This is a genomic window from Mycobacterium sp. URHB0021 (genome assembly GCF_054057895.1).
In genome coordinates this window covers 3049664-3075020 of the sequence record NZ_JBSRZT010000002.1, presented here as the reverse complement: position 1 = coordinate 3075020, position 25357 = coordinate 3049664, and the positions used below count along the sequence as shown (strand labels likewise).

Here is a 25357-nt window from a genome sequence, read left to right as displayed (position 1 = left end):
TTTCGGCGGAGGCCTTTTTGGCCGTGGCCTTCTTGGCCGGAGCCTTCTTGGCCGGAGTCTTCTGGGCCGGAGCCTTCTTGGCCGTGGCCTTCTTGGCCGGAGCCTTCTTAGCCGGAGCCTTCTTGGCCGGGGGCGTGCGCTTGTACACGTCGGGCGTCGGCAACTCGTCGAGCGGCCATTTCTTCAGTGTGTCGAGATAGAGCTGACGTACCTCGGCGATGCGCTCGGACAGGTTTGCCTGGGTCCAGTCATCGATCGGAATCGGCGGATAGACCGCTACATCCACGGTGCCGGGGTTGAAGGTGCTCGAGTCGCGAGACGCGATGACTTCCGCGTTGCGTATCACGATGGGAACGATCGGGATACCGGCCGACATCGCGATGCGGAACGGCCCCTTCTTGAAGGGGCCGACCTCGGTGGTGTCGATCCGCGTGCCCTCCGGGGCGATCAGGATGGACAGTCCCTTACGCGCGAGCTCCTCCACCTTTTTCAAACCCTCGATGGCCTTCTTCGGATCGTCCCGGTCGATGAAGGCGGCATCCATCACCCTGCCCAGGGTTCCGACGATCGGGTCGTTCTCGAGCTCCTTCTTGCCCACCGACGTGAAGTTGTCACTGACCAGCCGGCCGGCGATCATGGGATCAACCTGGTTGCGATGGTTGAAGATAAAGACGGCGGGCCGCTGCGCCGTGAGGTTCTCCTCGCCGAGCACGTTCAGGTTGACACCGGTGGCCAACAGCAGCGCGCGGCCGAAGGCAGACGTGAAGAAGTTGACGCCCGTTCGCCTGTTGCGGGTCAGCAGGCCCAGGCCGATGGCGCCCGCGCCGATCGGCAACATCGACGCCACCCCGGCAACCGTCCGCAGTTGCGAAATCGGACTGCTGCCACTGCGGCTGCTGAAGCGCAGCACCGGCCAGCCGCGCTTGGCGGCGACCGCGGCGAGCTTGCCCGCCGGATTCGTGGGCCGGGGGTTGCCGACCAAGTACATCAACGCGACGTCCTCGTCGCCGTCCGCGTAGAAGTAACTCTTTGCCAGGTCGACACCATTCTTCGCGGCGAATGCCTGCACCGCCCTAGCCTTGCCAGGCCCCCAGATGATGGGCGTCTGCACCTCGCCGGTGATCAGGCCGTCCTCGTCGGTTTCGAACTTGTTGCTCAACACGTTCTTGATGCCGAGAAACCGGGCGACCGGCTCGACCTGCACGGTCAACGCCGACGAGCTCAGCACCACCGTGTGGCCGCGCTCCATGTGCGCCCGGACCAGCTCGCGCATCTCCGGATAAATGCGCCCCATGATCTTCTGCACGAACAACCGCTCGGCGAGCTCGTCGATGTCGCCGACCGAATTGCCGCGCAGCATGCGGGCGCCCTTGCCGATGAGGTCCTCGAACTCCGAGCGGCCCAGCTGGTGGTTGAGGCCGGCTTGCACCATGCCGATGAACTCGCCTACCGACATCTGACGGCGGCGCAACCGGTCCTGCGTCATGATCACGCCGGTGAACCCGGCGACCAGGGTGCCGTCGAGGTCGAAGAAGGCGCCGACCTCGGGACCGGCGGGACTGGCCTCGATCTCGGCGACGGATCCGGGCAGCCGCATGGTCCGCTTGTTGGATTGACCGTTTGCCGAAGTCATTGCGCCGCATTTCCGTTCGGTGAGACTGGACTGGACTCCACGGCCGCTGCGGTGAACGACGCCGGTGCGGCCCGACCGTCACCGCCGAGGGCCAGCACCTCATCGAAGCCGGCGAGGAGGCACCGCGCGAACAAGTCCGGATCGGTGATCGCGGCCCGATCGTAGCGCGTGGAGATCGTGCAGTACCCCGCGCGTGAGATCAAGACGACCATCATCGCCACTCCGGGCAGCGGCCCAAGGCCGTACTGCCGCAGGATCTTTGCCCCGGCGATGAAGGTGTCACCGGCGTACACCGGCACGTTGCTGGCCTGTACATCGGAGTTCACGATCGATCCGGCTATCGATTCGAGCACGGAGTCGGGCATCAGGCTGAGCACCGGGGCGATCACGCCGACCATGTCGATGGCGCGCTCCTCGCGCTTGCGGGTCATCTGCGAACGGATGTTCTTGATCCGGGTCTCCGCGTCGGTGATCCCGATCGGCGCTGCGAGGTTGACGCCGGCGAACCGGTTCCCGCCCGCCGGGTCCGCCTCCGAGCGCAGGTTGACCGGCACGGCCATGGGCAGCGAGTCGATGGGCACGCCCTTGGCCTGGTGGTACAGCCGTAGGGCTCCGCACAGCCCCGCCAGATAGGCGTCGTTGATCGATCCGGCCGCCGCCTTCGCGGCCTTGTGCAGGGCACCGAACTCAATGTCGATGGCCTCGCTTCGCGACGACAGGCTGCGCCGGCGCAGCACTGGCGACGGATCGGCTACGGGTCCCATCACGCGGGCGCCCGAGCGGGCATAATCGACGACGTCGCCCATCCTGGAGATGGGGTCCGCGGATCACCCCGCCGACCACCTGCGCGGCCCCGACCAGGATGCCGCGGACGTTACCGACGATCGAGCCGGGGAGCCGGTTGAGCCCCTGGCGCATCAGGTCGTTGGGTGATAGGTCCTGCGGGATGGGCAGCGGTGGGACGGCCTGTGGCGGCGGTTCACGCTCCAGGTCGTAGATGTTGGCGAACATCTCCACGGCGCCGACGCCGTCGGTCACGGCGTGGCTGAGATGCATCAAGACCGCGGCTCTGCCGCCCTCCAGGCCTTCGACCAGTGTCGTGTTCCACAGCGGCCGGGAGATGTCGAGTGGGGACTGGGCGGCCACCTCGGCCATGTCGAACAGCTGGCGCAGGGTGCCGGGCTCGGGGACGCGCAACCGGCGCACGTGGAAGTCGAGGTTGAAGTCGGGATCGATCACCCAGCGCGGGGCGGCCGTCGGCAGCGTTGGCATCACGACCTTCTGTCGCAGCCGCAGCACCTTGCGTGACGCGTTCTCGAACCTCGTCCGGAAGCGGCTCCAGTCGGGAGTGGAGTCGAGCAACTCGATGGTCATGATCCCCGACCGGGTCCGCGGGTTGGCCTCACCGCGATGCAGTATCTGGTCGAACGCACTGAGTTCTTCCGGAAGTCCGGCCGCGTCGAGTTCCGGCACGTCACCCATTGCTCGCCAGCTCCCTCCCCTGTTCCAGCTCTGCAATGAACACGCTAGTCCGCCCGGCCGACCACCGGGATGCCTTTACGAGCGCTGACAGGAGCGGCGGTAGCGTCATCGCGAGATACACTCACCGGCGCCGCCTCCGTAGCTCAGTTGGATAGAGCAAGGGCCTTCTAATCCCTAGGTCGCAGGTTCGATTCCTGCCGGGGGCACAGGTCAGGGATCGTATCCGGTGTCCGTCTGTATCGTCGGTTCACGCTGATTGACGTTTACGAGCGACCTTCTGGTTGGTCTCGTCGGGCACCACGCGACCACTGGGTCCACGACCTGGATGTGCACACGGCGCCGGCTCACGTAGCGATCCTGGATCATCGATACTTTCGCGTGGCCCAGGTGGTCGGCACCGATCCGTGCCGACAGGCCGCTGTCGTCAAAGGGCTGCCACAGTCTGACGCAAGCTGTGGGACGTCACATCGGGCACCCCGAGTTCGTGGCGGAGCGCGCGCCACTGACTCGCGAAGGTATCGGGGTCGCGCAGCGTGCCTGACGAGCGGGAAGATTATTGGCTCCCCAGGAACGGCCACTTGCGGCGCTCCGTCGGCATCGCCAGGGGACATGACGGCAGGGCAATCGTTCGGCGACCGGCAACCGTTGTGCTCTCTTTGATGCCCTGGGGCCCCTTGCCGCACTGGCGTACCACTTTGCCGGTGGCGGCGATGGTGCCCGCCGCCGCGTCGAAGTTCGACCACCGCAGCGCCGGCCGGCAACTCCGACCGCCGTAGCCCAGTCGCGATCAACAAAGTGATCGGGTCCACTAGGCACGCTTGGCGCACGTTTTCGACGCCCGCAGTTTGATCAGTAGCTCACGCAGCTGGTCGGCGGTCAGCGCCTCAGCGCCCGTCGGCGCCGACTTCGAGCGGATCGACTGAACGTCTCGAACCGTATTCGTCGAGAGGATGTCGTTCAGTACCGCAACTGCAGCGCCCCACGTGGGAGCGTCCGACCACGGCGCGCCATCGTGGTCCCGTGCGTCGAACGCGTAGACCGTAATGCGCCGTCATCGGCAAGGCGGTCAATATGTTGATCAACCAGGGTATCGGGGCCGCTCACAGCCGGACCGATCGGTGGGCGACGCTCCGCCAGTGCCATGAGGAGAGCATCCTCGGCCAGCTTTCCGTACTTATCGGACTTATCTGCCGGGGCTACGCGCCGAACCCTGCGCGTCACGCCGTCGGCGTCACGAAAGCGAGTGCGGGCAAGCCATACCTCGCTGCCGAGGTGATCACGAACAATCTTGCTGTGCTCCCCAATACGCAGCGGCGGACCGCCAGCCATCTCGCTAAGGCAATTAGCGGCGAGCTGGGCGGACGTGCGTCTCGCAGCAGCGAATTGCTTTGCTTCTCAATCAACTACGTCACTCAAGCGGTATCTGACGTGTCGACCGAACCTCGCATAGCGAGGGCCCGTTCCCTTGGATGCCCACTCAGCAGGCGTCTTCACAGGCAAGCCGTATCGCTGCGCGAGCTCCTGGCGAGTTATCCACTGATCGCCGGTGTTGCTGTCCATGACATCGTCCTTCGTTGAGTTCCCGTGAATCGCCGGAAGGAATGGAGTGTTCTCATCTGGTCCGAAAGTAAGTCCGCTAACCAATACTCGTCAACCACTGCAACGGCATTCAGTGGTGACTTCTCAAATTCAGCTAAGTCCAATCATTTTCGACGCACCATATTGAAATACGTTGACATCTATTGGTGTTCGGATCGAGCCGCCCTTGTCAGTCAACGACACAAGTGGCCAGTGCTGACGACACCGCCTTCACGCGCGGTATGCGAGCCTTCCGAACGTGGCCGGGACCGGGCAAGCGACGCGGGGCGTCAGCCTGCGGCCACTTGACCCCCAGGGAACCGGACAGCGTGAACCAGTGTGCTACTGCGTCCCATACGTCCAGGTCAGCGACGTGTGCATGTCCCGTCTGTGTCGCTCTGTCCACCCTGTTCGTGCCTGTCTTGGCAAGTTCTTGGCACGCTGCCGAACGGGGTGCGCGATCCCCCACAACCGCACACGCCCAAAATGTCCACCCCTGGGCTTCGATGTAGTCCATCAGAGTCAGGCAGTGCACGGCGAGCCCGCCGGTATTGGGATGGCGGCGCCCTTGACTGATCGCCGGCACGACCAACCAGGTGCTGTCGACGTCCGTGCGCCCCCGAATGCGAGCTTTTCCGAACGCGGCCGGTATCAAGGCAGGAGTCACTGTCCATGCGCAAAGCACGTCCACGCGCCAGCACGCCGTGCTTCTCGTTACCTGGACTGCTTGAGTCCATAAACAGGCATACTCCTGCTCGCGATCTCTAGGTTATGAACTAACCAGTCGCCGTCTCACGCCGCCTTTCGCGTCTCAAGCCTGCAGGTCACGACCAATTGCGCGTCCAAGCCGTCACGCCACGGTCCACGCCATCTCGGCAGGTGCGCCACGTTTTGTTCCCAACTCCGTTCCCATGGCGATCACACTCGACTGGCGGCTCACGGGTAGAGACCCGCGGGTCGACGAACTCATCGGTGCCCGGTCAGTCGAGGACCTCGCGCAGCTTGCGTGCGAAGGCCTCGGGTTGGCCGGCGTACCCGAATTCACCGCTGCTGAAGCCGCCGTGGTGGCTCGGAAACACCGTCGGCTGCTGCCCGAGCAGCTCCGCGGTGGCCACCGCGGTCCGGCCGGTGAACGTCCCGACAGATTCCTCGCCGACGGCGACCACCACCCGGGTCGGCGCGGCGGCCAGCGCATCGACGTCGGGACGGTAGTAGAGGATCTTGACGGACCGGTCGGAGAGCAGCGGGTCGTCCCGGGAGCCGTCGTCCTCGGCGGGCATGCCGAACGCGGCTGGATCGGGTGCAGGCTGGGCGAAGTACGCGTCGGTGAACTCGCCCTGCCATGATGTCATCGCGATGAAGGCCGCCATGCCGGCGCCCCAGCCCTTGGCCAGGTAGCTGTCCCTGAAGCCGTTACTGGCGCGCCGTGCGGCCTCGGCGTCGGGGAGCACGTCGATGAGCGGCGGCTCGTGCGCCACCAGGGTGACCAGGTCGCCGGGGTATCCCGCCACGAGCGCGAGCGCGGTCACCGCGCCGCCGCTGCTTGCGAACATCTCGACTGGACCCGCGCCGAGTACCTCGATCAGGGCGTGCAGGTCGGATGCCTGGACCTCGGGCTCGTTCTCGACCCGGCCGTCCTTGCGAGTGCTGCGCCCGAGACCGCGCGGGTCGTAGGTCACCACGGTGCGGTCGGAGAAGAACGGCGCCAGCGCGGCGAAGCCGCTGGCGTCCATGGGCTGGGCGATCATGAACAGCGGCGGGCGCCCGCCGGCGGTCGGCAGCGGTCCGTGGACGTCGTAGGCGAGGTCCACGTCGGCAAGCTCGAGAATGTGCGTCGTCATGGTGGTACGACCGCCTCCGTGTCGAGAACTCATCGGACCTACGTAAGCCAGACGCCGTCGAGGTCACAAGTGATGCAACTTGCAGTACACCTTCTTGAACTCCTTGACATGCGCAGCACTCTAATCACCGATTGCGGACATCATCGAGGCCCGACCCAGAAGGCAGATCGTATTGATCATTGAAGTCGTCACCGGCCGCGGGCTCCGGTCCTACCCGCTTAGGTCACGTGGTCATTGGTGATTCAGTCGAGTCGAGTGGCGACGTACCGCGCATATGTCGATGCGGATGCCCGGGCGCGAGCTTCTAGCGTCTGCGGGCTGTAGCCGAGGGTTTCGGCGAATATGGCGATCGGAGTTGTCTGTGTCAGCTCGTTGCGGGTGCCCAAGCGCGCTTCGAGAGTGGCGAGAACGGGCCGTAGGTAGTCGCGGAGATGCGTTGGTGTGATGTGCCCGCCGGGTCTATAGCCGTGAAATACCCAGGGCAAGTTGCGATGTGCTGCGATCTGGCTGTTGTAGTTGCTTGCGGCCAATGCCCGGACGGGTTCGTCGAGCGGTGGTGGTAGATGAATCGGCAGGCCTGCCAAATCGATGGTCACCGTGTCGGCGGTGATCGATATTTAATCCCAGGTGAGGGCGGCGACGTCTTCGGCGCGTTGGGCGAACACGATCACAAGGATCGCCGCGAGGTAGTCGCGGGGATGAAGCGTCTGCTGGTGCGCGACCTGTTCGATGACGGCGTTCTATTGCGCGATCGGCATCCTTGGTGCGGTTCCCCGGCGGTGAGGTATCACCGCGAGATCCGAAGCTTCTGGCTTGGCCTTGATGGCCCATCGGATGAAACGCAGGATGTGCTCGCGCGTGGTGGGCCCGGTTGATTGCCACCGATCGATGTGGCCTTGGGTCACCTGTTCGACGGTGGTGTCGTGCTCGGCGGCTAGCCAGTTGCAGAACTCGATCGTGACCGTGACGGTCTGTTTGGCTCGTAGGAACGCCGAGTCGGTGACTGGGCTCATCGATCGGAGCCGCCTCTGCAGGCTCCATCGATGAACCGAGCGACCAGTTTTCGGTGCTCTTCGGTGGTTATCCGCTGTTGAGCCGTGACCGCCCAGGACTGGAACCTGGCTAGTCTCTCGTCACGTGGCGGAAGGGTGCCGAGCTCCACGAGCAGATTGCGCATGTAGCCGGTCGTGCGGCCCGTCTGGCAACTGGTCAAACACCTCGCGGGTGAGGGTGGGGTGGCGTGCCAGCTCACGAAGGACAGACTGCACGTGGTTGGCGGATCCATGTCAGTCCACTGTTGGGCCGGTGCATCGCGATGAGGGCATCGACGATGACTTGCAACTGCGGTGCGATTAGGCCGGTGTCGCGGGGTCCCAGCGACGACGGTTCAGGCCCCAGATCGCGTTGCCAAATGGTCGAATTACCCAATGGCGCATTATGTTTCGCGCACTCGATCGATGCTGATTTGCCACACCCGGTGGGTCAGCGGGACCATGTCGGTTCGGTTGCGGCCATTGCGCATCGGACCGCGATGACCCGCCTCAACTACGACAGCACGGGCGAGCCTGGCGCCAACATGAAGCAAGAACGCGGGGATCACCTGGGAAGTCGGACGGTGCTTGCGCGCGTCATTGGGCGGGATTATCGACCGCCGGCTCGTAGCCGGTAGGGCATAAAGGCACGCATATCGACCCCATTTGCCAATGGCGATATAACATTACGTGCCTAAGCTCACAGTATGTCCGTAACGCACGCCGAAGCCCCGTCATCGTATCCGCCGCCGCCGGAGTTCGCCGAGAACGCCAACGCCACCGCGAAGCTGTACCGCGAGGCGGAGGAAGACCGGCTGGCGTTCTGGGCGAAGCAGGCCGACAGGCTGTCGTGGGAGACGGCGTTTACTGAGGTGCTCGACTGGTCGCAGGCGCCGTTCGCGAAGTGGTTTGTCGGCGGCAAGCTCAATGTCGCGTACAACTGTGTGGACCGCCACGTCGAGGCCGGAAACGGCGACCGGGTGGCCATCCACTGGGAGGGTGAGCCGGTCGGCGACAGCCGCAGCCTGACGTACTCCGACCTGCTGGCCGAAGTGTCGCGAGCCGCCAATGCGCTCACCGACCTCGGTGTGGTCGCCGGTGACCGGGTCGCCATCTACATGCCGATGGTCCCCGAGGCGATCGTGGCGATGCTGGCGTGTGCGCGGCTCGGTGTCATGCATTCCGTGGTGTTCGCCGGCTATTCCGCCCCGGCGCTGCGAGCCCGGATCGACGACGCGCAGGCCAAGCTGGTCATCACCACCGACGGCCAGTACCGCCGCGGCATCGCGGTGTCGCTCAAAGAATCGGTGGACGAAGCGGTGCGCGGGCAAGATTCCATCGAGCACGTCCTGGTGGTGCGCCGCACCGGCATCGAAGTGTCGTGGACCGCGGGCCGCGATCTGTGGTGGCACGACACCGTCGAGAACGCCTCACCCGAGCACACCCCTGAAGCCTTCGATAGCGAGCATCCTCTGTTCTTGCTCTACACCTCGGGCACCACCGGTGCGCCGAAGGGCGTAATACACACCACCGGTGGCTACCTCACCCAGGCGTCGTACACGCACCACAATATCTTTGACGTCAAGCCGGAAACCGATGTGTACTGGTGCACCGCCGACATCGGTTGGATCACTGGGCACACCTACATCGTCTACGCGCCGCTGTCCAACGGGGTGACCCAGGTGCTCTTTGAGGGCACCCCCGCTTCCCCCAACGAGCACCGCCACTTCGAGGTGATCGACAAGTACGGTGTCACTATCTATTACACCGCGCCGACGCTGATCCGCACGTTCATGAGGTGGGGACGCGAGATCCCCGACGCTCACGACCTGTCCAGCCTCCGACTGCTGGGCACCGTCGGCGAAAATATCAACCCCGAGGCGTGGCGGTGGTACCGCGACGCGATCGGGGGCAACCGAACCCCGATCGTCGACACCTGGTGGCAGACCGAGACCGGAGCGGCCATGATCTCTCCACTGCCGGGTGTCACGGCGGCGAAGCCGGGCTCGGCGATGGCACCGCTACCCGGAATCTCCGCCCGCGTTGTCGACGACCACGGCAACCTGATCGAGCCCAGCCCTGAGTTCGGCGAGCACGCGTCCGGTTATCTGGTGCTGGATCGGCCGTGGCCGTCGATGTTGCGCGGCATCTGGGGGGATCCGGAACGGTTCAAGCAGACCTACTGGTCCCGGTTCGCCGAGCAAGGTTGGTACTTCGCTGGTGACGGCGCGCGCTACGACCTGGACGGCGCTATCTGGTTGCTGGGCCGCGTTGACGACGTGATGAACGTGTCCGGGCACCGGATCTCCACCGCGGAGGTGGAGTCGGCACTGGTCGGCCACTCGGGGGTCGCGGAGGCGGCAGTCGTCGGCGCCACTGACGACACCACCGGGCAGGCGATCGTCGCGTTTGTCATCCTGATGGCCGACCACGCCGACACCTCGCGCGAACAGATGATCGACGAGCTGCGGGCCGAGGTGGCCCGCGAGATCTCACCGATCGCGCGGCCGCGGGAGATTCATGTTGTGCCGGAGTTGCCGAAAACTCGCAGCGGCAAGATCATGCGGCGGCTGCTGCGGGACGTCGCCGAAGGCCGTCAACTCGGCGATACGTCGACGCTGCTGGATCCAAGCGTGTTCGAGGCCATCAGGGCCAGCAAGTAGCGGGCGCAGTTAGCCCTCAGGCCCCGATCGGCACGAAGCCGGGGCCGGGCTGGTTTCGGTCGGTGACGTCGCCGATTTCGGCGTTCATCGACTTCGTCATCGCCGGGGCGAACCTTCTTGGACGCGCTCGGCGGCACCCAGGCATCGCGCAACGGACCCGGATCAGCCCACGCTTACAGGCGCACCGACCGCTCCGGTCTACATCAGATCCACGCCCCGACGCGAATTACCGTTCATCGAGATTGCGGTTCATCGCAATCGGACATTCTAGACAGAATCCACGAACACTGGCGTGCAGCCTATTTCGACACGCTCAGTCGTTGAGTGGACGTATTCTGAACGGCCGCTAGCTTACCGAAATGTTCACGCATGACGGCTCGGCCGGTGTTGACTAAACACATCGGGGAACTCCTGCGCCCCGGCGGGTCATGAGGCATAGCCCAATCCGCAGCATGAACGGCACCAGGCAAGCGAAGACGCCACCATAGGCGGTGCTCCCGCGCCATATTGCCGCGTCAACTCATCGCGGTGGCGATCTGGTGGTGTACCTGGTGACGGTGACGTAGTACTGATCGGCCAGCCGGCGAACTAGGGTGACGTAGGCGTCCGCGAGATCCGGTGCGAGATGGAAGTTGTCGTAGTTGACCACCATCTGCACCTTTTCCCGATGGCGGCCCATCACTTCTCGGTCTCGGTGCCAATCGACTCGACCTCGTCTAGCGTGGCCAGCGACATGCCTTCCATGTTGAGGAAGAACGTGTTCCGCTCGGTGTCGTAGGCGAATCGGGCCTCAAGAGGCACGGTCAGCAGGTCGTCCTTTGGAGGCTCATGAGTCCGTCGGCGAAGATCCGGGCGTCAATCAAACGTGGTTCACCCATGATCATGGGCTCGGAACCAATGTGCGCGAGGATGTCCTTTTCCAGGTCTACCCACGGGGCGATCTCAATGAGTTCGAGCTCGCCCGCTATGAACTGGAACACGCACCGTTCAGTCACATAGAGCAACGGCTGACCCGCGCCGGCGGCGTAATCGCCGCTGAAGGTCCGTTGCCGCCTCGGTGGCGGTCACCACCTTGTCCCTGACTTCGGTTCCGCCGGAGAGGGATCCAGCGGGCAAGCACTACCCTGGCGGTGGTCAGCACGTTATCCGTGACCGACGTGCTGGATGGCGATTCAACGGGGACCGGCATACTTTCGCCGAGCGCAGGGAAGGGTCGCTGTTCAGATATGACCGGGCCGAGCTCACTGTCGGAACAACGGTGGGTCGGGCAGGATCGGCTTGCCGAATGTCGCTGCGGTGACGCCGGCAACGCATAGGTACCAGGCCAGTGCGGCGGCGACGAGGCCGAGTACTCCGCCTGCCGTGGTCAGGCCGGCGCTGGCGTTGATCGCGCCGAAACCAAGCAACACGAACGCGGCGTCCAGGACAGCGAACAGAATTGCGAGCACGGCGGTCGTTCGCAGTGCGGCGATCAGCATGAGACTTGTGAAGATGGCCCAGCCGATCAGGTACCAGCCGGCCGCGATTCCGTGGTGTTCGACGGGAATGTCTTTGGCGTAGAAGGTCGCGTAACTTGCGGAATTCCCACATCCCCGCGAGGATCTGGGCGATCCCGCCGAAAGCTAGAGCAACACCCAGCATGACCGGTTCGGTGTCTTTGGGCATGACGCCGGTGTTGACCAAGCTCACCAGGAAGGTGGTAAGGGCGAAGGCTGCAAGGCCAAGCGGTGCCGGATCGGCGATCATTCGGACTGCTCGGACGCCAGCTCCCTGGAGATCGCCACCGATCCCGCTGTTGGGTCATTGATGTCGGAGAGTAACTCCAGTGCGGGGCCGGCTCTACTGACCGGATCTTTGGTGAATGTCATTTCGATCTCCTTCGTGCTGGCGGTGCTGTGAATGAATTCCTGACTGTCAGGCTGGTGGCGTGGACTCATCGAGCACCTGCCCCGGCTCACGGATCCAAGACACTGCCTCCGCGGCATGCGCCCGGAACGTCGCCGGATCTTCGATGCTTGCACGCAAACACCCCCGATATTCGCCCAATTTCAGCGTTGTTCGAGGCCACGAGTTTCCCAAAATTACGTTGTAATGTTCGATATTTCGTCGCCCACGTCTTGATGGCGCCGGTCACGAACGTCGGGGTCCATGGGAATGTATCCGTATTCATGGGACATCGATGGAGCCTTTAGGCCCTCCCCGTCGGCCATAGGTCGTCAAAGCTGCTTCGAGCTACTCGCGCAGATGCAACCAGTCGACGACCACGACGGGTCGATTCAGTCAGTTAACAGGGAAATGCTGAGCCCGCGGTACCACCGCCGCCCCTGTCAATGAACGCGGCGATCGACCGGTACCGAAGCAGTCTCTTTATACCGCAGTGGAACTCGAGGCTTGGGCGGGAACGGTGGGGCCCGCAACCAATGACACCGTCACGGGGCCATCCGTTTGAGGACCTCTGTCGGCGATGAAGGGTCTTTGGACTCCATTGGCGTTGCTCGCCCTCCCATAGCGTTGTGCACCAGACGACCGACACATTCTTGTCGTGCGAAACAGTAGGAGACATAGACGATGACCATTTACGCGCGACCGGGTTCTGAGGGTTCGTTGATGTCCTTCCAGCCCCGCTACGACAACTACATCGGCGGCGAGTGGGTCGCGCCCGTGCAGGGCCGCTACTTCGAGGACCCGACTCCGGTTACCGGCGAGGTGTTCTGTGAGGTCGCTCGGTCCGATGAGGCCGATGTCGAGCGTGCCCTGGATGCGGCCCACGCGGCGGCGCCCGCCTGGGGCAAGAGCTCAGCGGCCGATCGTGCAGTACTCCTGAACAAGATCGCCGACCGGATCGAGGAGAATCTCGAATCCATCGCCGTCGCCGAATCGTGGGACAACGGCAAGCCCGTGCGGGAAACGCTCAATGCGGATATCCCGTTGGCGGTGGATCACTTCCGGTACTTCGCCGGGGCGATCCGCGCGCAGGAAGGTTCGCTGTCGCAGATCGATGAGGACACTGTCGCGTATCACTTCCACGAGCCACTCGGCGTCGTCGGCCTGATCATCCCATGGAACTTCCCGATCCTGATGGCCGTCTGGAAACTCGCCCCGGCCCTGGCGGCTGGTAACGCCGTCGTCCTCAAGCCAGCCGAGCAGACCCCGGTGTCGATCCTGTACCTGATGTCGTTGATCGGTGACCTGCTGCCTGCGGGTGTGCTCAACGTGGTCAGCGGATTTGGTGTGGAAGCAGGTAAGCCGCTGGCATCGAGCAACCGGATCGGCAAGATCGCTTTCACCGGGGAGACCACCACCGGCCGGCTGATCATGCAGTACGCGTCGCAGAACTTGATTCCCGTCACCCTGGAACTCGGCGGCAAGAGCCCAAACATCTTCTTCTCCGATGTGATGGCCGCCCATGACGACTATCAGGACAAGGCGCTGGAGGGCTTCACCATGTTCGCCCTCAACCAGGGCGAGGTGTGCACGTGCCCGTCGCGGTCGCTGATCCAGGCCGACATCTACGACGAGTTCCTGGAGTTGGCCGCCATCCGCACCAAGGCCGTGCGCCAGGGCGACCCGCTGGACACCGAGACCATGATCGGCAGCCAGGCGTCCAACGATCAACTGGAAAAGGTGTTGTCATACATCGAGATCGGCAAGGACGAGGGCGCCCGCGTCGTCACCGGCGGGGAGCGCGCCGACCTGGGCGGGCATCTCAATGGCGGCTTCTACATACAGCCGACCATCTTCGAGGGCAACAACAAGATGCGAGTCTTCCAGGAGGAGATCTTCGGGCCCGTCGTCGCGGTGACATCGTTCACCGACTACGACGACGCCATCTCGATCGCCAACGACACCCTCTACGGGCTGGGCGCCGGGGTGTGGAGCCGGGACGGCAACACCGCCTACCGTGCGGGCCGCGACATCAAGGCGGGTCGGGTCTGGACGAACTGCTATCACGCCTACCCCGCGCACGCCGCGTTCGGCGGCTACAAGCAGTCCGGCATCGGCCGGGAGAACCACAAGATGATGCTCGACCACTACCAGCAGACCAAGAACCTGCTCGTCTCCTACAGCAACAAGGCGCAAGGGTTCTTCTGAGCACGGCCCAGTAACCCAACCCCTCACCCACATCACGATTGGAAACAGCCATGACATCCACCCTTGATTCACCCACCACACCGGACGCCACGACCGACACCATGTGCGCCGCTGTGGTCACCGAATTCGGCGCTCCGCTCGAGATTTCCGATCTCGAAGTGCCCACACCCGGCTTCGGTGAGGCCCTGGTGAAAGTGGAGACCTCCGGGGTCTGCCACACCGATCTGCATGCGGCGCACGGTGATTGGCCAGTGAAGCCGCAGCCACCGTTCGTCCCGGGCCACGAGGGTTACGGCACCGTCGTCGCACTCGGTGCCGGGGTGGACGATCTCAAGGTCGGCGACAAGGTCGGCAACGCCTGGCTGTGGTCGGCCTGCGGCAGCTGCGAATACTGCCGCACCGGCTGGGAGACGTTGTGCGAGAGCCAAAAGAACGGCGGCTACAGCGTCAACGGCAGCTTCGGCACCTACATGCTCATCAACGCCGCGTACGCCCCACGAATCCCGGACAACGTCGACCCACTGGAAATTGCACCGATCCTGTGCGCCGGCGTCACCGTCTACAAGGGCCTCAAGGTGACCGATACCCAGCCCGGCCAGTGGGTGGCGATCTCCGGTATCGGCGGACTGGGCCACATCGCCGTCCAGTACGCCCGGGCGATGGGTCTGCGCGTGGTCGCCATCGACGTCGACGACTCCAAGCTCGCCCTGGCCACCCGCCTGGGCGCCGAGGTCGTCGTCAACGCCAGCACGTCCGACGTGGTCGCCGAGGTGCAGAAGGCCACCGGCGGTGTGCATGGTGTGCTGGTGACCGCCGTGCACCCGCAAGCCTTCGGACAGGCGATCGGTCTGGCCCGCCGCGGCGGCACCATCGTCTTCAACGGCCTACCGCCCGGCGACTTCCCGGCACCGATCTTCGACATCGTGCTCAAGGGCTTGACGATCCGCGGCTCGATCGTCGGCACCCGGCAGGACATGGCCGAGGCCCTGGACTTCTACGCCCGCGGGCTCATCCACCCCACCGTGGCAAGCGCCGGACTCGACGACATCAATGGCGTCTTCGCCAAGATGGAACGCGGCCAGATCGACGGCCGCATCGTCATCGACTATCGAAATGGCTAACGGCACGGTAACGACGCTCGTCGAATCCGAGGTGAGCTTGCGGCAGTTCCAGTTACTCGGGGTTTGCTCTCGAGGAGTTCCGCCAAATCAGCAAACAGGCGGGCGCCAAGGCCAACGATGCGTTCAAACACTGTCCCGCCAGCCCGGCTGGCAGCACAGACCGCGGCGACCGGTTTGAGAGGCCCGAGGTCGACGAGGCTAGCTCGGTCGATCCGGGATTCCTCGCTCCCCCGAAGCTGTGGGCCCCTTTGTGCCCCAACGGTCTACGTCGCCCACACGTCCGTGTGGGTCAATTTCAACGATCCGGAGACTTCATGGCCCCCACATTTGACGTACCCGTCGGTCAGGACGTGAAGTCATCGGACTCGTACACTGCCCTGACTCCGTTGGCGTTTCTCGAGCGTTCGCTCGACGTGTTCGCCGACAAGACCGCCATCGCGTATGGCGACCGCCGGCTGAGCTATAGCGAGTTCGGTGCGGCGGCGACCCATCTGGCGAATGCACTTCGCGCTTCTGGCATTCAGCGTGGTGATCGGGTGGCGTACATGTGCCCGAACATCCCGGAGATGCTGGTGGCCAACTTCGGTGTGCCGCTGGCCGGTGCGGTGATGGTCCCGATCAACGTCAGGCTCTCCGCAGAGGAAGTCCGCTACATCTGCGATCACTCCGGCGCGACGCTGCTGGTGGCCGATACGGAGTACCTGCCGGCGCTGGCTCCGGTGCTAGGCAATCTGCAAACCGTTCAGGAGGTGGTGGCGCTCAGCGACCCGCTGGGTCCCGCGTCGCCCGCGGCCGCCGAGCACGCACATATTTCCTATGACGAGCTGAAGGCGCGCGGCTCGGCGGACCCGCTGCCGTGGACGGTCGACGACGAGTTGGGGCTGATAGCGATCAACTACAGCTCTGGCACGACCGGCCAGCCCAAGGGCGCGATGTACACCCATCGCGGTGCGTACCTGAACGCGTTGGGCGAGATCATCCACCAACGGTTCGACCCGGAAAGCGTCTATCTGTGGACCCTGCCGATGTTCCACTGCAGCGGCTGGTGCACGCCGTGGGCGGTGACAGGGATCGGTGCGACGCACGTATGCCTGCGGGCGGTACGTGCAGACGTGATTTGGCGGCTGCTGGATGAAGAGCGGGTCACCCATCTCGACGGTGCGCCAACGGTGCTGGTGACGATCGCCGAGGCCCCGCAGGCGCACCGGCTCGACCACGAGCTGGTGGCGACAGTGGCCGGCGCCGCGCCGGCGCCGTCGGTGATCGCACGGATGCGCGAGCTGGGCACCCGGATCGTGCACGTGTACGGGATGACCGAGGTGTACGGCCCGTACACCCTCAACGAGTGGCAGCCCGGCTGGTCGGCCATGTCGCCGGCGGATCAGGCGCGCCGGCAGGCGCGACAGGGCGTCGCGATGATCCAATCCGATCCGGTGCGGGTGGTCGACGAGCAGATGAACGATGTTCCGCGCGACGGTCAGACGATGGGCGAGATCGTGATGCGTGGCAACAACGTGATGGCCGGGTATTACCGCGACGAGGGGGCCACCAAGAACGCCTTCGAGGGCGGATGGCTGCACACAGGGGATCTCGGCGTCCAGCACTCGGATGGGTATGTCGAGCTGCGTGATCGGGCCAAGGACATCGTCATCTCCGGTGGCGAGAACATCTCCACGATCGAGATCGAGCACGCGATCGAATCGCATCAGGCGGTGTTCGAGGTCGCCGTGATCGGCGTGCCGGACCCAAAGTGGGGAGAGCGGCCGAAGGCCTTCGTCGTACGCAGGCCCGACGCTGATGTGACCGAGGAAGAGCTGATCGCCTACCTGCAGTCGCACATCGCCCGCTTCAAGGTGCCCAAGGCGATCGAGTTCGTCGAGTCCCTACCGCGTACGTCGACTGGAAAGCTGCAGAAGTTTGCGCTGCGCGAAAAGGAATGGGCCGGACACAGCAGCCGCATCCAAGGCTGAGCATGGCGCCACCCGATTGCGAACAAGAGCTAGGTGTGTCCGGCAATCCCATTGAACGAGGAGAACCAACAATGAGTCTGCTCGGGCAGGATTCGGCGGATCACGCCGACCGCGCCCCCGGGATCGTTCCGCACATCAACGACCCCACCGCAGGTCACCCCACGCACCTATTCGAACATGAAAGCAGGACCCAAGTATGAACGCGCCGAGTATTCCTGTTACCGACAACGCTGCCGATCTCGATTGTGAAACCACCGAGAATGAGTTCCCAAATGGTGATGATCTTGCGATTTCCCGGGCTACCGATTTCTACAGTCTGGATGAACTGCTGACGAATCGCGAACGCGAGATGCGTGACCGGGTCAGGCTGTGGTGCGACACGGAGGTGGCGCCGGCCGCTGCCGGCTATTGGGAGCGGGCAGAGTTCCCAGTCGAGCTGGCCAGAGGTTATGGGCGGCTCGGCATTGCCGGCGCCTCGATCGTCGGCTACGGGTGCCCCGGAATGTCGTTTCTCGCCGAAGGTGTCATCGCCGCCGAACTGGCCCGCGGCGATGGCAGCATCGCCACCCTCAACGCCGTACATTCCGGGCTCGCGATGACGACCATCGCGATGCTCGGCTCCGAAGAGCAGCAGGCCCAATATCTGCCCCGGATGGCGACCTGTGAAATTCTCGGCGCCTTCGCGCTGACCGAACCCAAGCACGGCTCCGACGTGGTTGCGTTGGAAACGCGGGCGCGCCGCCACGGTGACGAGTGGGTGCTGGACGGGCAGAAGCGGTGGATCGGCAACGGGACGATCGCCGACGTGGTGGTCGTCTGGGCCCGCGACGATGACGGTCAGGTCGGTGCTTTCGTCGTGGAACACCCAGACGGCGCGCAGCACCCAGTCCCCGGCTATCACGCCAGGAAGATCGTGGGTAAAGCCGCGAACCGCGGCGTGTGGCAGGCCCAGATCCGCCTGGACGGGGTACGGGTGCCCGCCGGTGCCCGTCTGGCGAAATCCCGGACCTGGGACGACACCAACTATGTGCTGGCCAAGTCCCGGCAGACCGTGGCCTGGGAGGCTCTGGGCCACGCGGTCGCCGCCTATGAGGCCGCACTCACCTATTCGCTGCGACGCGAGCAGTTCGGCCGTCCACTGGCCCGGTTCCAGCTGATCCAGGACAAGCTCGCGCACATGCTCAGCGACATCACCGGCATGCAATTGATGTGCACCCGGATGTCGCAGTTGCAGGCCCAAGGGCGGGTGTCGATCGAGCACGCCGCGCTGGCCAAGCTGAACACCGGTGACGGAGCGCGCCGGGTCTGCGCGATGGCTCGGGATACCCTGGGCGGCAACGGGATCCTGCTCGATCACCACGTTGCCCGGCACCACGCCGACATCGAAGCCGTCTACACCTACGAGGGCACCGACTCCATTCAGTCCCTGATCGTCGGACGCGCGATCACCGGCCTCAACGCCTTCCGATGAGCACCACATAGAGGAAGGTCTCCCTGGCGAACCCGGACTGGACCCATTCACAACAAGAAATCACAGAGAGGACTGGCGATGTCAGAGAACTGGCGAATATCCAGGGTCGGCAAGCTGGAGCTTGAAGTAGGCGAAACACTGCAGGAAGCCATTATTCGGCTTCAAATATTGCCGCTACCGCCTCTAGCCTGGACCGATTGCTTCCTGCATACGGTTCGAGGGCATGGGGTCACCATAACCGGAACAGAAACCCACCCGGACAAGATCGAGGCCGTCGCAGGTCCTGCCGAAGTTGAGGACGTGCTGGGAAGAATCGACTCCGCGATCGAGAACGCCAACACCTACGTTGAAAAGGTGGTGCTTCCCAGGCGGCCGCAAGCCGACCGTGATGTTACGAGTGCAGAAGCCGACGAGAGGGAAGAATTACAGGCTGCACTTGACCAGCTCGCGGACAAGCTCTCCAAACCAGAATACGTCGACGATGCGAGTCCCGCGTGAGTCGCACTCAATCAAAAGTAAAGCAGCGAAGGCGTACCACCTTATGGCTCGCCTGCCCGACTACGAGCGCATCGTCAAGAGCTGACGTGATGTGATTGTTAGCTACTTCGACCTGAAAACTCGGTGCCGTCCCTGAGATGGGGTTATCCGGACGAAAAGATGGCCTCTACCCCGGTGGATGGGTCACGGGACATCAAGTCCTCATTTCAGAGGTTGAGCCTCTAGTGGTAGCGCTGTCTCGGCGTGGCAACTGTGGACAGACTGAGCAGTTGTTGAGCAGAAGGATGTGGTTCACATGAGCGCACATTTCCCGAACAACGAGACGATTCGCACGGCGCTGTTGTTGGCGACCCGCGCGCCGTCGATCCACAATTCCCAACCCTGGCGCTGGCGGGTGGGCCCACGCAGTGTGCACCTCTTTGCCGACTACGATCGACGCCTGCCCAACACTGACCCAGACAACCGGGACCTCCTGCTCAGTTGCGGTGCGTCGCTGAATCATTGCGTCGTCGGCTTGGCTGCTCTAGGTTGGCAGACGAAGATCCACCGATTCCCCGATCCCGGTGACGATGAGCACCTGGCCGCCATCGAACTTCACCGGTGCACTGCCGCCCAGGTCGACGTTGCGTTGGCGGCGGCGATTCCACGGAGGCGCACCGATCGCCGGTACTACAGCTCATGGCCGGTGCCACTCGGCGACATAGCTCTGATGGGCGCTCGGGCTGCGCGCGCGGGTGTCACGCTGCGCCGGGTGGAGGCGCTCACCGAGATCTCGAGCCTGGTGGCTCAGGCTGCACGGCGGCACGCGACCGATTACGAGTACTTGAGCGAGCTGACCAGATGGAGCGGACGGTACCGCTCAAAAGCCGGTATCCCCGCGCGGAACACACCAGAACCTGATCCAACCGCTGCGTTGCCCGGCCGCGTGTTCGCCGGGCCGGCCCTGGCTCAGCCACCCGATGCGGCCTCGGCTGACGACAACGCCATTGTGGTGGCGCTCGGGACGAGCGACGATGATCAAATGGCGCGTCTGCGCGCCGGTGAGGCTGCCAGTCTGGTGTTGCTTACCGCGACAGCATTGGGCCTCGCGAGTTGCCCGATCACCGAGCCATTGGAAGTCTCCCACACCCGGGAGGCGGCGCGAGCAACCATTTTCGGCGCCGACGATTATCCGCAGATTCTGTTCCGTATCGGGTGGGCCCCAGTGAATGCTGATCCGCTGCCGTCGACCCCGCGGCGCACCATGTCGGAGGTCGTCACGCGCCTTGATGGCTCTGTATTTAACTAAGCAGCGTGATTTATTGCCCGAGTTCCGCGAGGTTGACGTCGACCCGTAGCTCGGAACCATCAGCATGTACGGTGCACGGCCACCCGGCATCTGACACCACTTTGCGCACCAAGTAGTTCTCCGTGAGGACGTCTGCCACCAGATGATCCAGTCCGTTGTCGGGCAATTTGTCCAAGTCGGCCAAGCAACACGGTGCCACGCCTCGCATATGTTCCTAGTGGGCAACGACGATTGCCACCTCGGCGCATCCAGGGTCGTCGCACATGAAGTAGCTGGCAAAGCCGATCAATCTGCCGCTTTCGAAGGCTCCCAGTGCGAACCGTCTGTTGGAGCGATCGGCGAGTGACCTGGCCCAGCCTTTCAAATAGCCCGGATGAGCAGTGAAGAAACGAAGGTATCGCTCACTCTCGGTGAGCGCTTCGGATAACGCGATGATGCCGTCGAGATCATCCAAGTCGAGCCGCCGTAGTGAGACCAAACCCCCATCAAGAAGAGTTCCTTCTGAAATTCGGTCCAAGTATTCGTTGGTCATGTCAACCTTCCAGCGACGCTATGGCAGCCGGACGATGAGGACCGGTCCCAAGCGGTATCGGCCGGCCATGGCTGTCGACGACGTGGTGCGCGTGCCCCTGTTGCCATCACCCGACACGGAATGCACCGACTCACTCCTCATGGTCGTGAGTGCCGGAGCAATGACATGGGCTAGCGTGATCGGCGCGTTGCCACATGACCGCTTCGCGCGCGGCCGATCGCACAGCGGCGTCCGAGGCCCGCGATCCGTCGGCACAGAAATTCTTTCGGAAACATCTGCAGATGGAAACATTTCAATCTCCTTCAGCCGTGCCGACCCGTCAAGTTCTGCAAAGTCGTCGGAACTACTTACGGACGACGAGAATGGAACACTCGCCATGAGCGAGAATCGGTTGACTGCGCGTACCGATGGGATTTGGCACGCGGTCAACGTCTCCGGCGCCGATAACAGCGAGTGAAATCGCGTCGTCAGTGGTTTCCAGGAACGAGGCCATGCCAGTGCGTGTTGCGATGGGGCGAATGTCGACATCGGGGTATCGGTTCATCCAGTCGCCGGCGCGGCGGCGACGTTCGTCGTAGGGAATCTGAGCCATTTCCGGCTGCCGCGCTCCCAGCACCAAGACCGCCTCGCCGCGCACGCGCGCTTCATCCATGGCTGTCTGCAGTACCGTATCATTACCGGGCTCGTCGTTGACAACAACGGCGATCCGGCCCCGAATGGGCGCTGGCGCATCGTTGTTGGTGCGAATGATCGCAACCGGGCAGTGCGCACGCGCGGCCAACGAGACCGCGGTAGAGCCGAACAACACTCGGGAAATTCGGCCGACCCCTACGGATCCGACGCAGATCATCGAAGCGTCGCGAGACTCCTCGGCCAAGGCCTCGTCGACGTCGCCGCGGAGGACTACAGTCTCGACCTTCACGGGTCTTCCGGTGGCCTCGATCGCGGTACGTGCCTGTCGCAGCGCTGTCTCGGCATACTCCCTTTCGAGGCTGAATTGCACCTTCGGTGCGATGGACGCTTGCCTGATGTGAGTGACGTGGACGATGCGCAGCGGCACATCACGGCTGATGGCTTCGTCGATTGCCCAAACCGCGGCGTTGATCGCAGCTCTTGAACCGTCAACACCCACGATGATCGGCCCGAGTGCTTCCATGTGCTTCATCGCGGACTCCTGATGCCTGGGCGGGCACACCTCGGTGGCCGTTGCCGTATGTCCTTAACGCTACGGGCCGATTCGAGTGACGGATGGAGTCATTAGGCCCCTAGTCGGCCGGCGTTAGTCCTTGCATCGGGTGTGGCTGGCCTGATTCTCATTTCGGGCGATGATCACGGTGCTACCTCTTTGCTTTGCAGGCGTGGAGCGACTGGACTGCGCACGGTTCCTCGACGATCGAGTGGTCCATGTTGCAATCGGTGGGAGGAAAGCTTCTCGCTCAGCGGTAGGCCGAGTGGCAGGTGCGTTACCCGATGCCTGGGTGCGCCGAGTCGTCGCCCCGGATCGGGCGGCTAGTCACCTTGTAATGCAGTCCGAGTCAGCACAACTCGTCGTCGTCGGCAGTCACGGTTGAGGCGGGTTCGCGGTATGCTAATGGGCTCGGTAAGCTCCGCCGTGGTGCGGTCGGCTCGGATGCCCGTGATCGTCGCCCGTCAGTCCTAGCGGTACCGTACGAATCACCGAGATGTCACGGCAGAGGGGCCGACCAACGCAGCACAGTGCCTCCGCCGGCCGCGGTTTCGATTGCGAAAGCGCCGCCGACCGCCTCGGCACGCTCCCGCAAATTGCTCAGACCGCTTTCAGTAATTGGCCCCGTGATGCCGTGGCCGGTGTCGCTGACTTCAATGCACAAGTCGTCTTCGACCTTGACGGTGATGCTCAAAGCTGTGGCGCCGGCGTGGCGAATCACATTGCTGACCGCCTCGCGCACAACCGCTTCGGCGTGATCGGCGAGGACGGCATCGACAACGGATAGTGGTCCGATGAACTGCACCGTGGTACGGACTTCGGAGCTGGCGAATTGCCCGATGGCGTCATCGAGGCGCTGTCGCAATCGGGTTGTCTCGGTGGGTGCTCCATGTAAATCGAAGATCGCGGTGCGGATCTCCTGGATGACATCCTGCAAATCATCGACATTGTCAGCCAGCCGCCGTTGGACCTCATTGGGACGGGCGCGGGGGATGGTCCCCTGCAGGGCAAGCCCGACAGCGAAGAGGCGCTGAATGACATGATCATGGAGGTCTCGCGCGATACGATCCCGATCGGTCAAGACATCGAGTTCGCGCATCCGACGCTGTGTGCTCGCCAGCTGCCACGCCACGGCGGCTTGATCGGCGAAGGCAGCCATCATGTCGAGTTGTTCCTCAGTGAACGGCTGAGCGCCCTTCTGCCGCAAGGTGATCACCACGCCGGCAACGGTGTCGGCAGCACGCAACGGAAGTACCAGCGCCGGGCCGGCATGGTCGAGGACGCCGAGTTCGACGTCGATCAGGTCCAATCGTCCGGGGGTTCGTTGCAAAAAGGCTTCACCGATCGACGTACCTCCAATTGGTATCGGTTGAGCTGCAGGGGAAGTCGCATGTGCCGGTGCGATTTCAACCACGACGAGTTCCCTGATGTCGGCCGGTGGGACGTCATCGTCAGAGGGAACCGCGACCACCGCAACCTCTGCGCCCGTCAGCTTGAGCGCCTCGTCGGCCACGAGCCGGAACACGCGGGCGGGATCGGTACCCGCCAGCAGTTGGGTGGCAATGTCTCGGGTCGCCTCGATCCACTGCTGGCGCGTTTGGGACTGCTCGTAGAGCCGCGCATTGTCGATGGCGATACCGGCGGCGGCGGCCAGTGCCTGTGCGAGCACCTCGTCGTCCTCGCTGAAGGGGAGCCCTGACGCCTTCTCCGTCAAGTACAGATTTCCGTAGACCTCGTCGCGGATGCGGACCGGAACGCCGAGGAAGGTTCGCATCGGCGGATGATTGGGCGGAAACCCGACTGAAGCGGGATGGTCATCGATGTGATCCAGCCGGATAGGTGTCGGCTCATCGATCAACACCCCCAACACGCCAAGACCCTGGGGCAACGGCCCAACCTTCTCTCGGGTGGGTTCGTCGATACCTTCGTAGATGAACTCAATGAGCTCGTGGTCGGCTCCGCGGACACCGAGCGCCCCGTAGTGGGCGCCGATCAGCTCGATTGCGGTATGCACAATCGTGCGCAGCGTGGAGTCCAGGTCAAGCCCCGAGGTTACGACCAGCATGGCATCGACGAGGCCGTCGAGCCGATCACGGCCTTGGACGATCTGTTCGAGCCGATCCTGAACCTCAGTCAGGAGTTCACGCAGTCGCAGCTGCGACAACGAATTGCGCAGTGGACGGACGCTGCCGTGTTCCTCGTCCGGCTCGACTCCGCCGGTCACACCTCCATTGTGGCACCCTCGGCCGCGAACCGAGCGATGTTTCGCCTGCGCAATTCACTCTTTGGAATTGTGAGGACGGTCGAGCTTGGACACAAACACCGCGGCTTGCGTTCTGCGTTCCATCCCCAGCTTCGCCAGTAACCGGGAAACGTAGTTCTTCACGGTCTTCTCTGCCAGAAACATCCTCGCCGCGATCTGCTTGTTCGTCAGCCCCTCGCCGAGCAGGTCCAGCAAGACCCGCTCCTGGTCAGTCAGACCCGACAACGGGTCCGAGTGCTCGGCTGCGCCGCGAAGCTTCGCCATCAAGGCGGCCGCGGCCCGATTGTCGAGCAGTGAACGACCCGCCCCTACGTCTTTGATGGCCTTGGCGAGCTCCATACCCTTGATGTCCTTGACGACGTATCCGCTGGCGCCCGCGAGGATCGCGTCGAGCATCGCTTCGTCGGAGGTAAACGATGTGAGCATCAAACACCGCAGATTGGGCATCTTCGACAGCAGGCCGCGACATAGCTCGATCCCGTTGCCGTCGGGTAGACGGACATCGAGCACCGCGACGTCCGGTTCAAGCGCGGGTATCTGTGCCAGCGCGTGCGACACCGAGCCGGCTTCGCCGATGACCTCGAGTTCGGGATCGGCGCTGAGCAGATCGATCAACCCACGCCGAACAACTTCGTGGTCATCGACTAAGAAGACCTTGACCATTGAGATCCCTCCGAGGAGCCGTGGTGAGTGTGGTCGGTCCCCGAG

General features: G+C 63.7%; 21 protein-coding genes, 1 tRNA gene and 5 pseudogenes. 9 read left to right on the top strand and 18 right to left on the bottom strand.

All coding sequences use genetic code 11. The annotated features are described in order from the left end of the window. Nucleotides 1-9: 9 nt before the first annotated feature. The 3 pseudogenes from ACVWWN_RS17340 to ACVWWN_RS17330 all read right to left on the bottom strand — a co-directional run. Nucleotides 10-163: pseudogene (locus ACVWWN_RS17340) on the bottom strand (hypothetical protein); the annotation flags it as partial. A 237-nt stretch (nucleotides 164-400) separates the two neighbouring features. Further along, nucleotides 401-1486 (bottom strand): annotated as a pseudogene (locus tag ACVWWN_RS17335) (HAD-IB family hydrolase); the annotation flags it as partial. A 143-nt stretch (nucleotides 1487-1629) separates the two neighbouring features. Next, nucleotides 1630-3115 (bottom strand): annotated as a pseudogene (locus ACVWWN_RS17330) (wax ester/triacylglycerol synthase family O-acyltransferase). A 132-nt stretch (nucleotides 3116-3247) separates the two neighbouring features. On the opposite strand from ACVWWN_RS17330, the gene ACVWWN_RS17325 reads away from it, so the two are divergent. Next, nucleotides 3248-3321: transfer RNA gene (locus ACVWWN_RS17325), tRNA-Arg, on the top strand. Between the two features lie 1189 nt (nucleotides 3322-4510). On the opposite strand, the gene ACVWWN_RS17320 is transcribed toward ACVWWN_RS17325, so the two are convergent. From ACVWWN_RS17320 to ACVWWN_RS17305, 4 genes are all read right to left on the bottom strand, one after another. Further along, nucleotides 4511-4675: a helix-turn-helix transcriptional regulator gene (locus ACVWWN_RS17320; protein ID WP_457144962.1), complete on the bottom strand. Its 165-nt coding sequence runs from the start codon at nucleotides 4673-4675 to the stop codon at nucleotides 4511-4513. 998 nt (nucleotides 4676-5673) lie between these two features. Next, nucleotides 5674-6534: an alpha/beta fold hydrolase gene (locus ACVWWN_RS17315; RefSeq protein ID WP_457144961.1), complete on the bottom strand. Its 861-nt coding sequence runs from the start codon at nucleotides 6532-6534 to the stop codon at nucleotides 5674-5676. 242 nt (nucleotides 6535-6776) lie between these two features. Further along, a complete protein-coding gene (locus ACVWWN_RS17310; RefSeq protein ID WP_457144960.1) occupies nucleotides 6777-7130 on the bottom strand; it encodes a hypothetical protein in 354 nt (117 codons plus the stop codon). 144 nt (nucleotides 7131-7274) lie between these two features. Then, complete coding sequence (locus ACVWWN_RS17305) at nucleotides 7275-7547, bottom strand: hypothetical protein (RefSeq protein ID WP_457144959.1); 273 nt, start codon at nucleotides 7545-7547, stop codon at nucleotides 7275-7277. A gap of 725 nt (nucleotides 7548-8272) precedes the next feature. Here ACVWWN_RS17305 and acs point away from each other — a divergent pair. Continuing rightward, the gene (gene acs, locus ACVWWN_RS17300; protein ID WP_457144958.1) at nucleotides 8273-10228 is read left to right on the top strand and encodes an acetate--CoA ligase; all 1956 of its coding nucleotides are present in this window, start codon (nucleotides 8273-8275) and stop codon (nucleotides 10226-10228) included. A gap of 520 nt (nucleotides 10229-10748) precedes the next feature. Here the strand turns inward: acs and ACVWWN_RS17295 are convergent. From ACVWWN_RS17295 to ACVWWN_RS17270, 6 genes and pseudogenes are all read right to left on the bottom strand, one after another. Continuing rightward, a complete protein-coding gene (locus ACVWWN_RS17295) occupies nucleotides 10749-10907 on the bottom strand; it encodes a hypothetical protein (RefSeq protein WP_457144957.1) in 159 nt (52 codons plus the stop codon). Next, nucleotides 10907-11029: a hypothetical protein gene (locus ACVWWN_RS17290; RefSeq protein WP_457144956.1), complete on the bottom strand. Its 123-nt coding sequence runs from the start codon at nucleotides 11027-11029 to the stop codon at nucleotides 10907-10909. Before ACVWWN_RS17290 ends, ACVWWN_RS17295 begins: the two co-directional genes overlap by 1 nt. A 440-nt stretch (nucleotides 11030-11469) precedes the next feature. Then, a complete protein-coding gene (locus ACVWWN_RS17285) occupies nucleotides 11470-11706 on the bottom strand; it encodes a GPR1/FUN34/YaaH family transporter (protein ID WP_457144955.1) in 237 nt (78 codons plus the stop codon). A gap of 160 nt (nucleotides 11707-11866) precedes the next feature. Continuing rightward, a pseudogene (locus tag ACVWWN_RS17280) lies at nucleotides 11867-11974 on the bottom strand (GPR1/FUN34/YaaH family transporter); the annotation flags it as partial. Beyond that, entirely contained in the window at nucleotides 11971-12096 is a 126-nt protein-coding gene (locus ACVWWN_RS17275) for a hypothetical protein (RefSeq protein ID WP_457144954.1), read from the bottom strand. The gene ACVWWN_RS17275 and the pseudogene ACVWWN_RS17280, both read right to left, overlap by 4 nt. A 46-nt stretch (nucleotides 12097-12142) precedes the next feature. Then, the gene (locus tag ACVWWN_RS17270; protein WP_457144953.1) at nucleotides 12143-12253 is read right to left on the bottom strand and encodes an acetyl-coenzyme A synthetase N-terminal domain-containing protein; all 111 of its coding nucleotides are present in this window, start codon (nucleotides 12251-12253) and stop codon (nucleotides 12143-12145) included. Between the two features lie 543 nt (nucleotides 12254-12796). On the opposite strand from ACVWWN_RS17270, the gene adh reads away from it, so the two are divergent. The 6 genes from adh (at nucleotide 12797) to ACVWWN_RS17240 (ending at nucleotide 20668) form a co-directional block, all read left to right on the top strand. Next, nucleotides 12797-14320 (top strand): aldehyde dehydrogenase, encoded by a 1524-nt coding sequence (gene adh, locus ACVWWN_RS17265; RefSeq protein ID WP_457144952.1) that lies wholly within the window; start codon nucleotides 12797-12799, stop codon nucleotides 14318-14320. A 50-nt stretch (nucleotides 14321-14370) separates the two neighbouring features. Further along, nucleotides 14371-15441 carry an alcohol dehydrogenase AdhP gene (gene adhP / locus ACVWWN_RS17260; RefSeq protein ID WP_457144951.1) on the top strand — a complete coding sequence of 357 codons (1071 nt, stop codon included), beginning with the start codon at nucleotides 14371-14373 and terminating at the stop codon, nucleotides 15439-15441. 314 nt (nucleotides 15442-15755) lie between these two features. After that, nucleotides 15756-17411 carry a long-chain-fatty-acid--CoA ligase gene (locus ACVWWN_RS17255; RefSeq protein ID WP_457144950.1) on the top strand — a complete coding sequence of 552 codons (1656 nt, stop codon included), beginning with the start codon at nucleotides 15756-15758 and terminating at the stop codon, nucleotides 17409-17411. Nucleotides 17412-17607: 196 nt separating this feature from the next. Then, nucleotides 17608-18882 carry an acyl-CoA dehydrogenase family protein gene (locus ACVWWN_RS17250; protein ID WP_457144949.1) on the top strand — a complete coding sequence of 425 codons (1275 nt, stop codon included), beginning with the start codon at nucleotides 17608-17610 and terminating at the stop codon, nucleotides 18880-18882. A 78-nt stretch (nucleotides 18883-18960) separates the two neighbouring features. Further along, on the top strand, nucleotides 18961-19380 hold the full coding sequence (locus ACVWWN_RS17245) for a hypothetical protein (RefSeq protein ID WP_457144948.1): 420 nt from the start codon (nucleotides 18961-18963) through the stop codon (nucleotides 19378-19380). Between the two features lie 295 nt (nucleotides 19381-19675). Next, nucleotides 19676-20668, top strand: a complete 993-nt coding sequence (locus ACVWWN_RS17240; protein WP_457144947.1) for an Acg family FMN-binding oxidoreductase — start codon at nucleotides 19676-19678, stop codon at nucleotides 20666-20668. 10 nt (nucleotides 20669-20678) lie between these two features. Here the strand turns inward: ACVWWN_RS17240 and ACVWWN_RS17235 are convergent, their stop codons facing one another. The 3 genes from ACVWWN_RS17235 to ACVWWN_RS17225 all read right to left on the bottom strand — a co-directional run bounded on the left by ACVWWN_RS17235 (nucleotide 20679) and on the right by ACVWWN_RS17225 (nucleotide 22356). Beyond that, entirely contained in the window at nucleotides 20679-20852 is a 174-nt protein-coding gene (locus tag ACVWWN_RS17235) for a hypothetical protein (protein WP_457144946.1), read from the bottom strand. A 30-nt stretch (nucleotides 20853-20882) separates the two neighbouring features. Further along, entirely contained in the window at nucleotides 20883-21200 is a 318-nt protein-coding gene (locus ACVWWN_RS17230; protein ID WP_457144945.1) for a hypothetical protein, read from the bottom strand. 343 nt (nucleotides 21201-21543) lie between these two features. Further along, nucleotides 21544-22356, bottom strand: a complete 813-nt coding sequence (locus ACVWWN_RS17225) for a universal stress protein (RefSeq protein ID WP_457149167.1) — start codon at nucleotides 22354-22356, stop codon at nucleotides 21544-21546. A 310-nt stretch (nucleotides 22357-22666) separates the two neighbouring features. On the opposite strand from ACVWWN_RS17225, the pseudogene ACVWWN_RS17220 reads away from it, so the two are divergent. Further along, nucleotides 22667-22860, top strand: a pseudogene (locus ACVWWN_RS17220) (universal stress protein); the annotation flags it as partial. 25 nt (nucleotides 22861-22885) lie between these two features. On the opposite strand, the gene ACVWWN_RS17215 reads toward ACVWWN_RS17220, so the two are convergent. Together ACVWWN_RS17215 and dosR are read right to left on the bottom strand one after the other, a co-directional pair. Then, the gene (locus ACVWWN_RS17215) at nucleotides 22886-24610 is read right to left on the bottom strand and encodes a GAF domain-containing sensor histidine kinase (RefSeq protein ID WP_457144944.1); all 1725 of its coding nucleotides are present in this window, start codon (nucleotides 24608-24610) and stop codon (nucleotides 22886-22888) included. A gap of 54 nt (nucleotides 24611-24664) precedes the next feature. Then, complete coding sequence (dosR, locus tag ACVWWN_RS17210) at nucleotides 24665-25312, bottom strand: hypoxia response regulator transcription factor DosR/DevR (RefSeq protein ID WP_457144943.1); 648 nt, start codon at nucleotides 25310-25312, stop codon at nucleotides 24665-24667. Nucleotides 25313-25357: the final 45 nt, after the last annotated feature.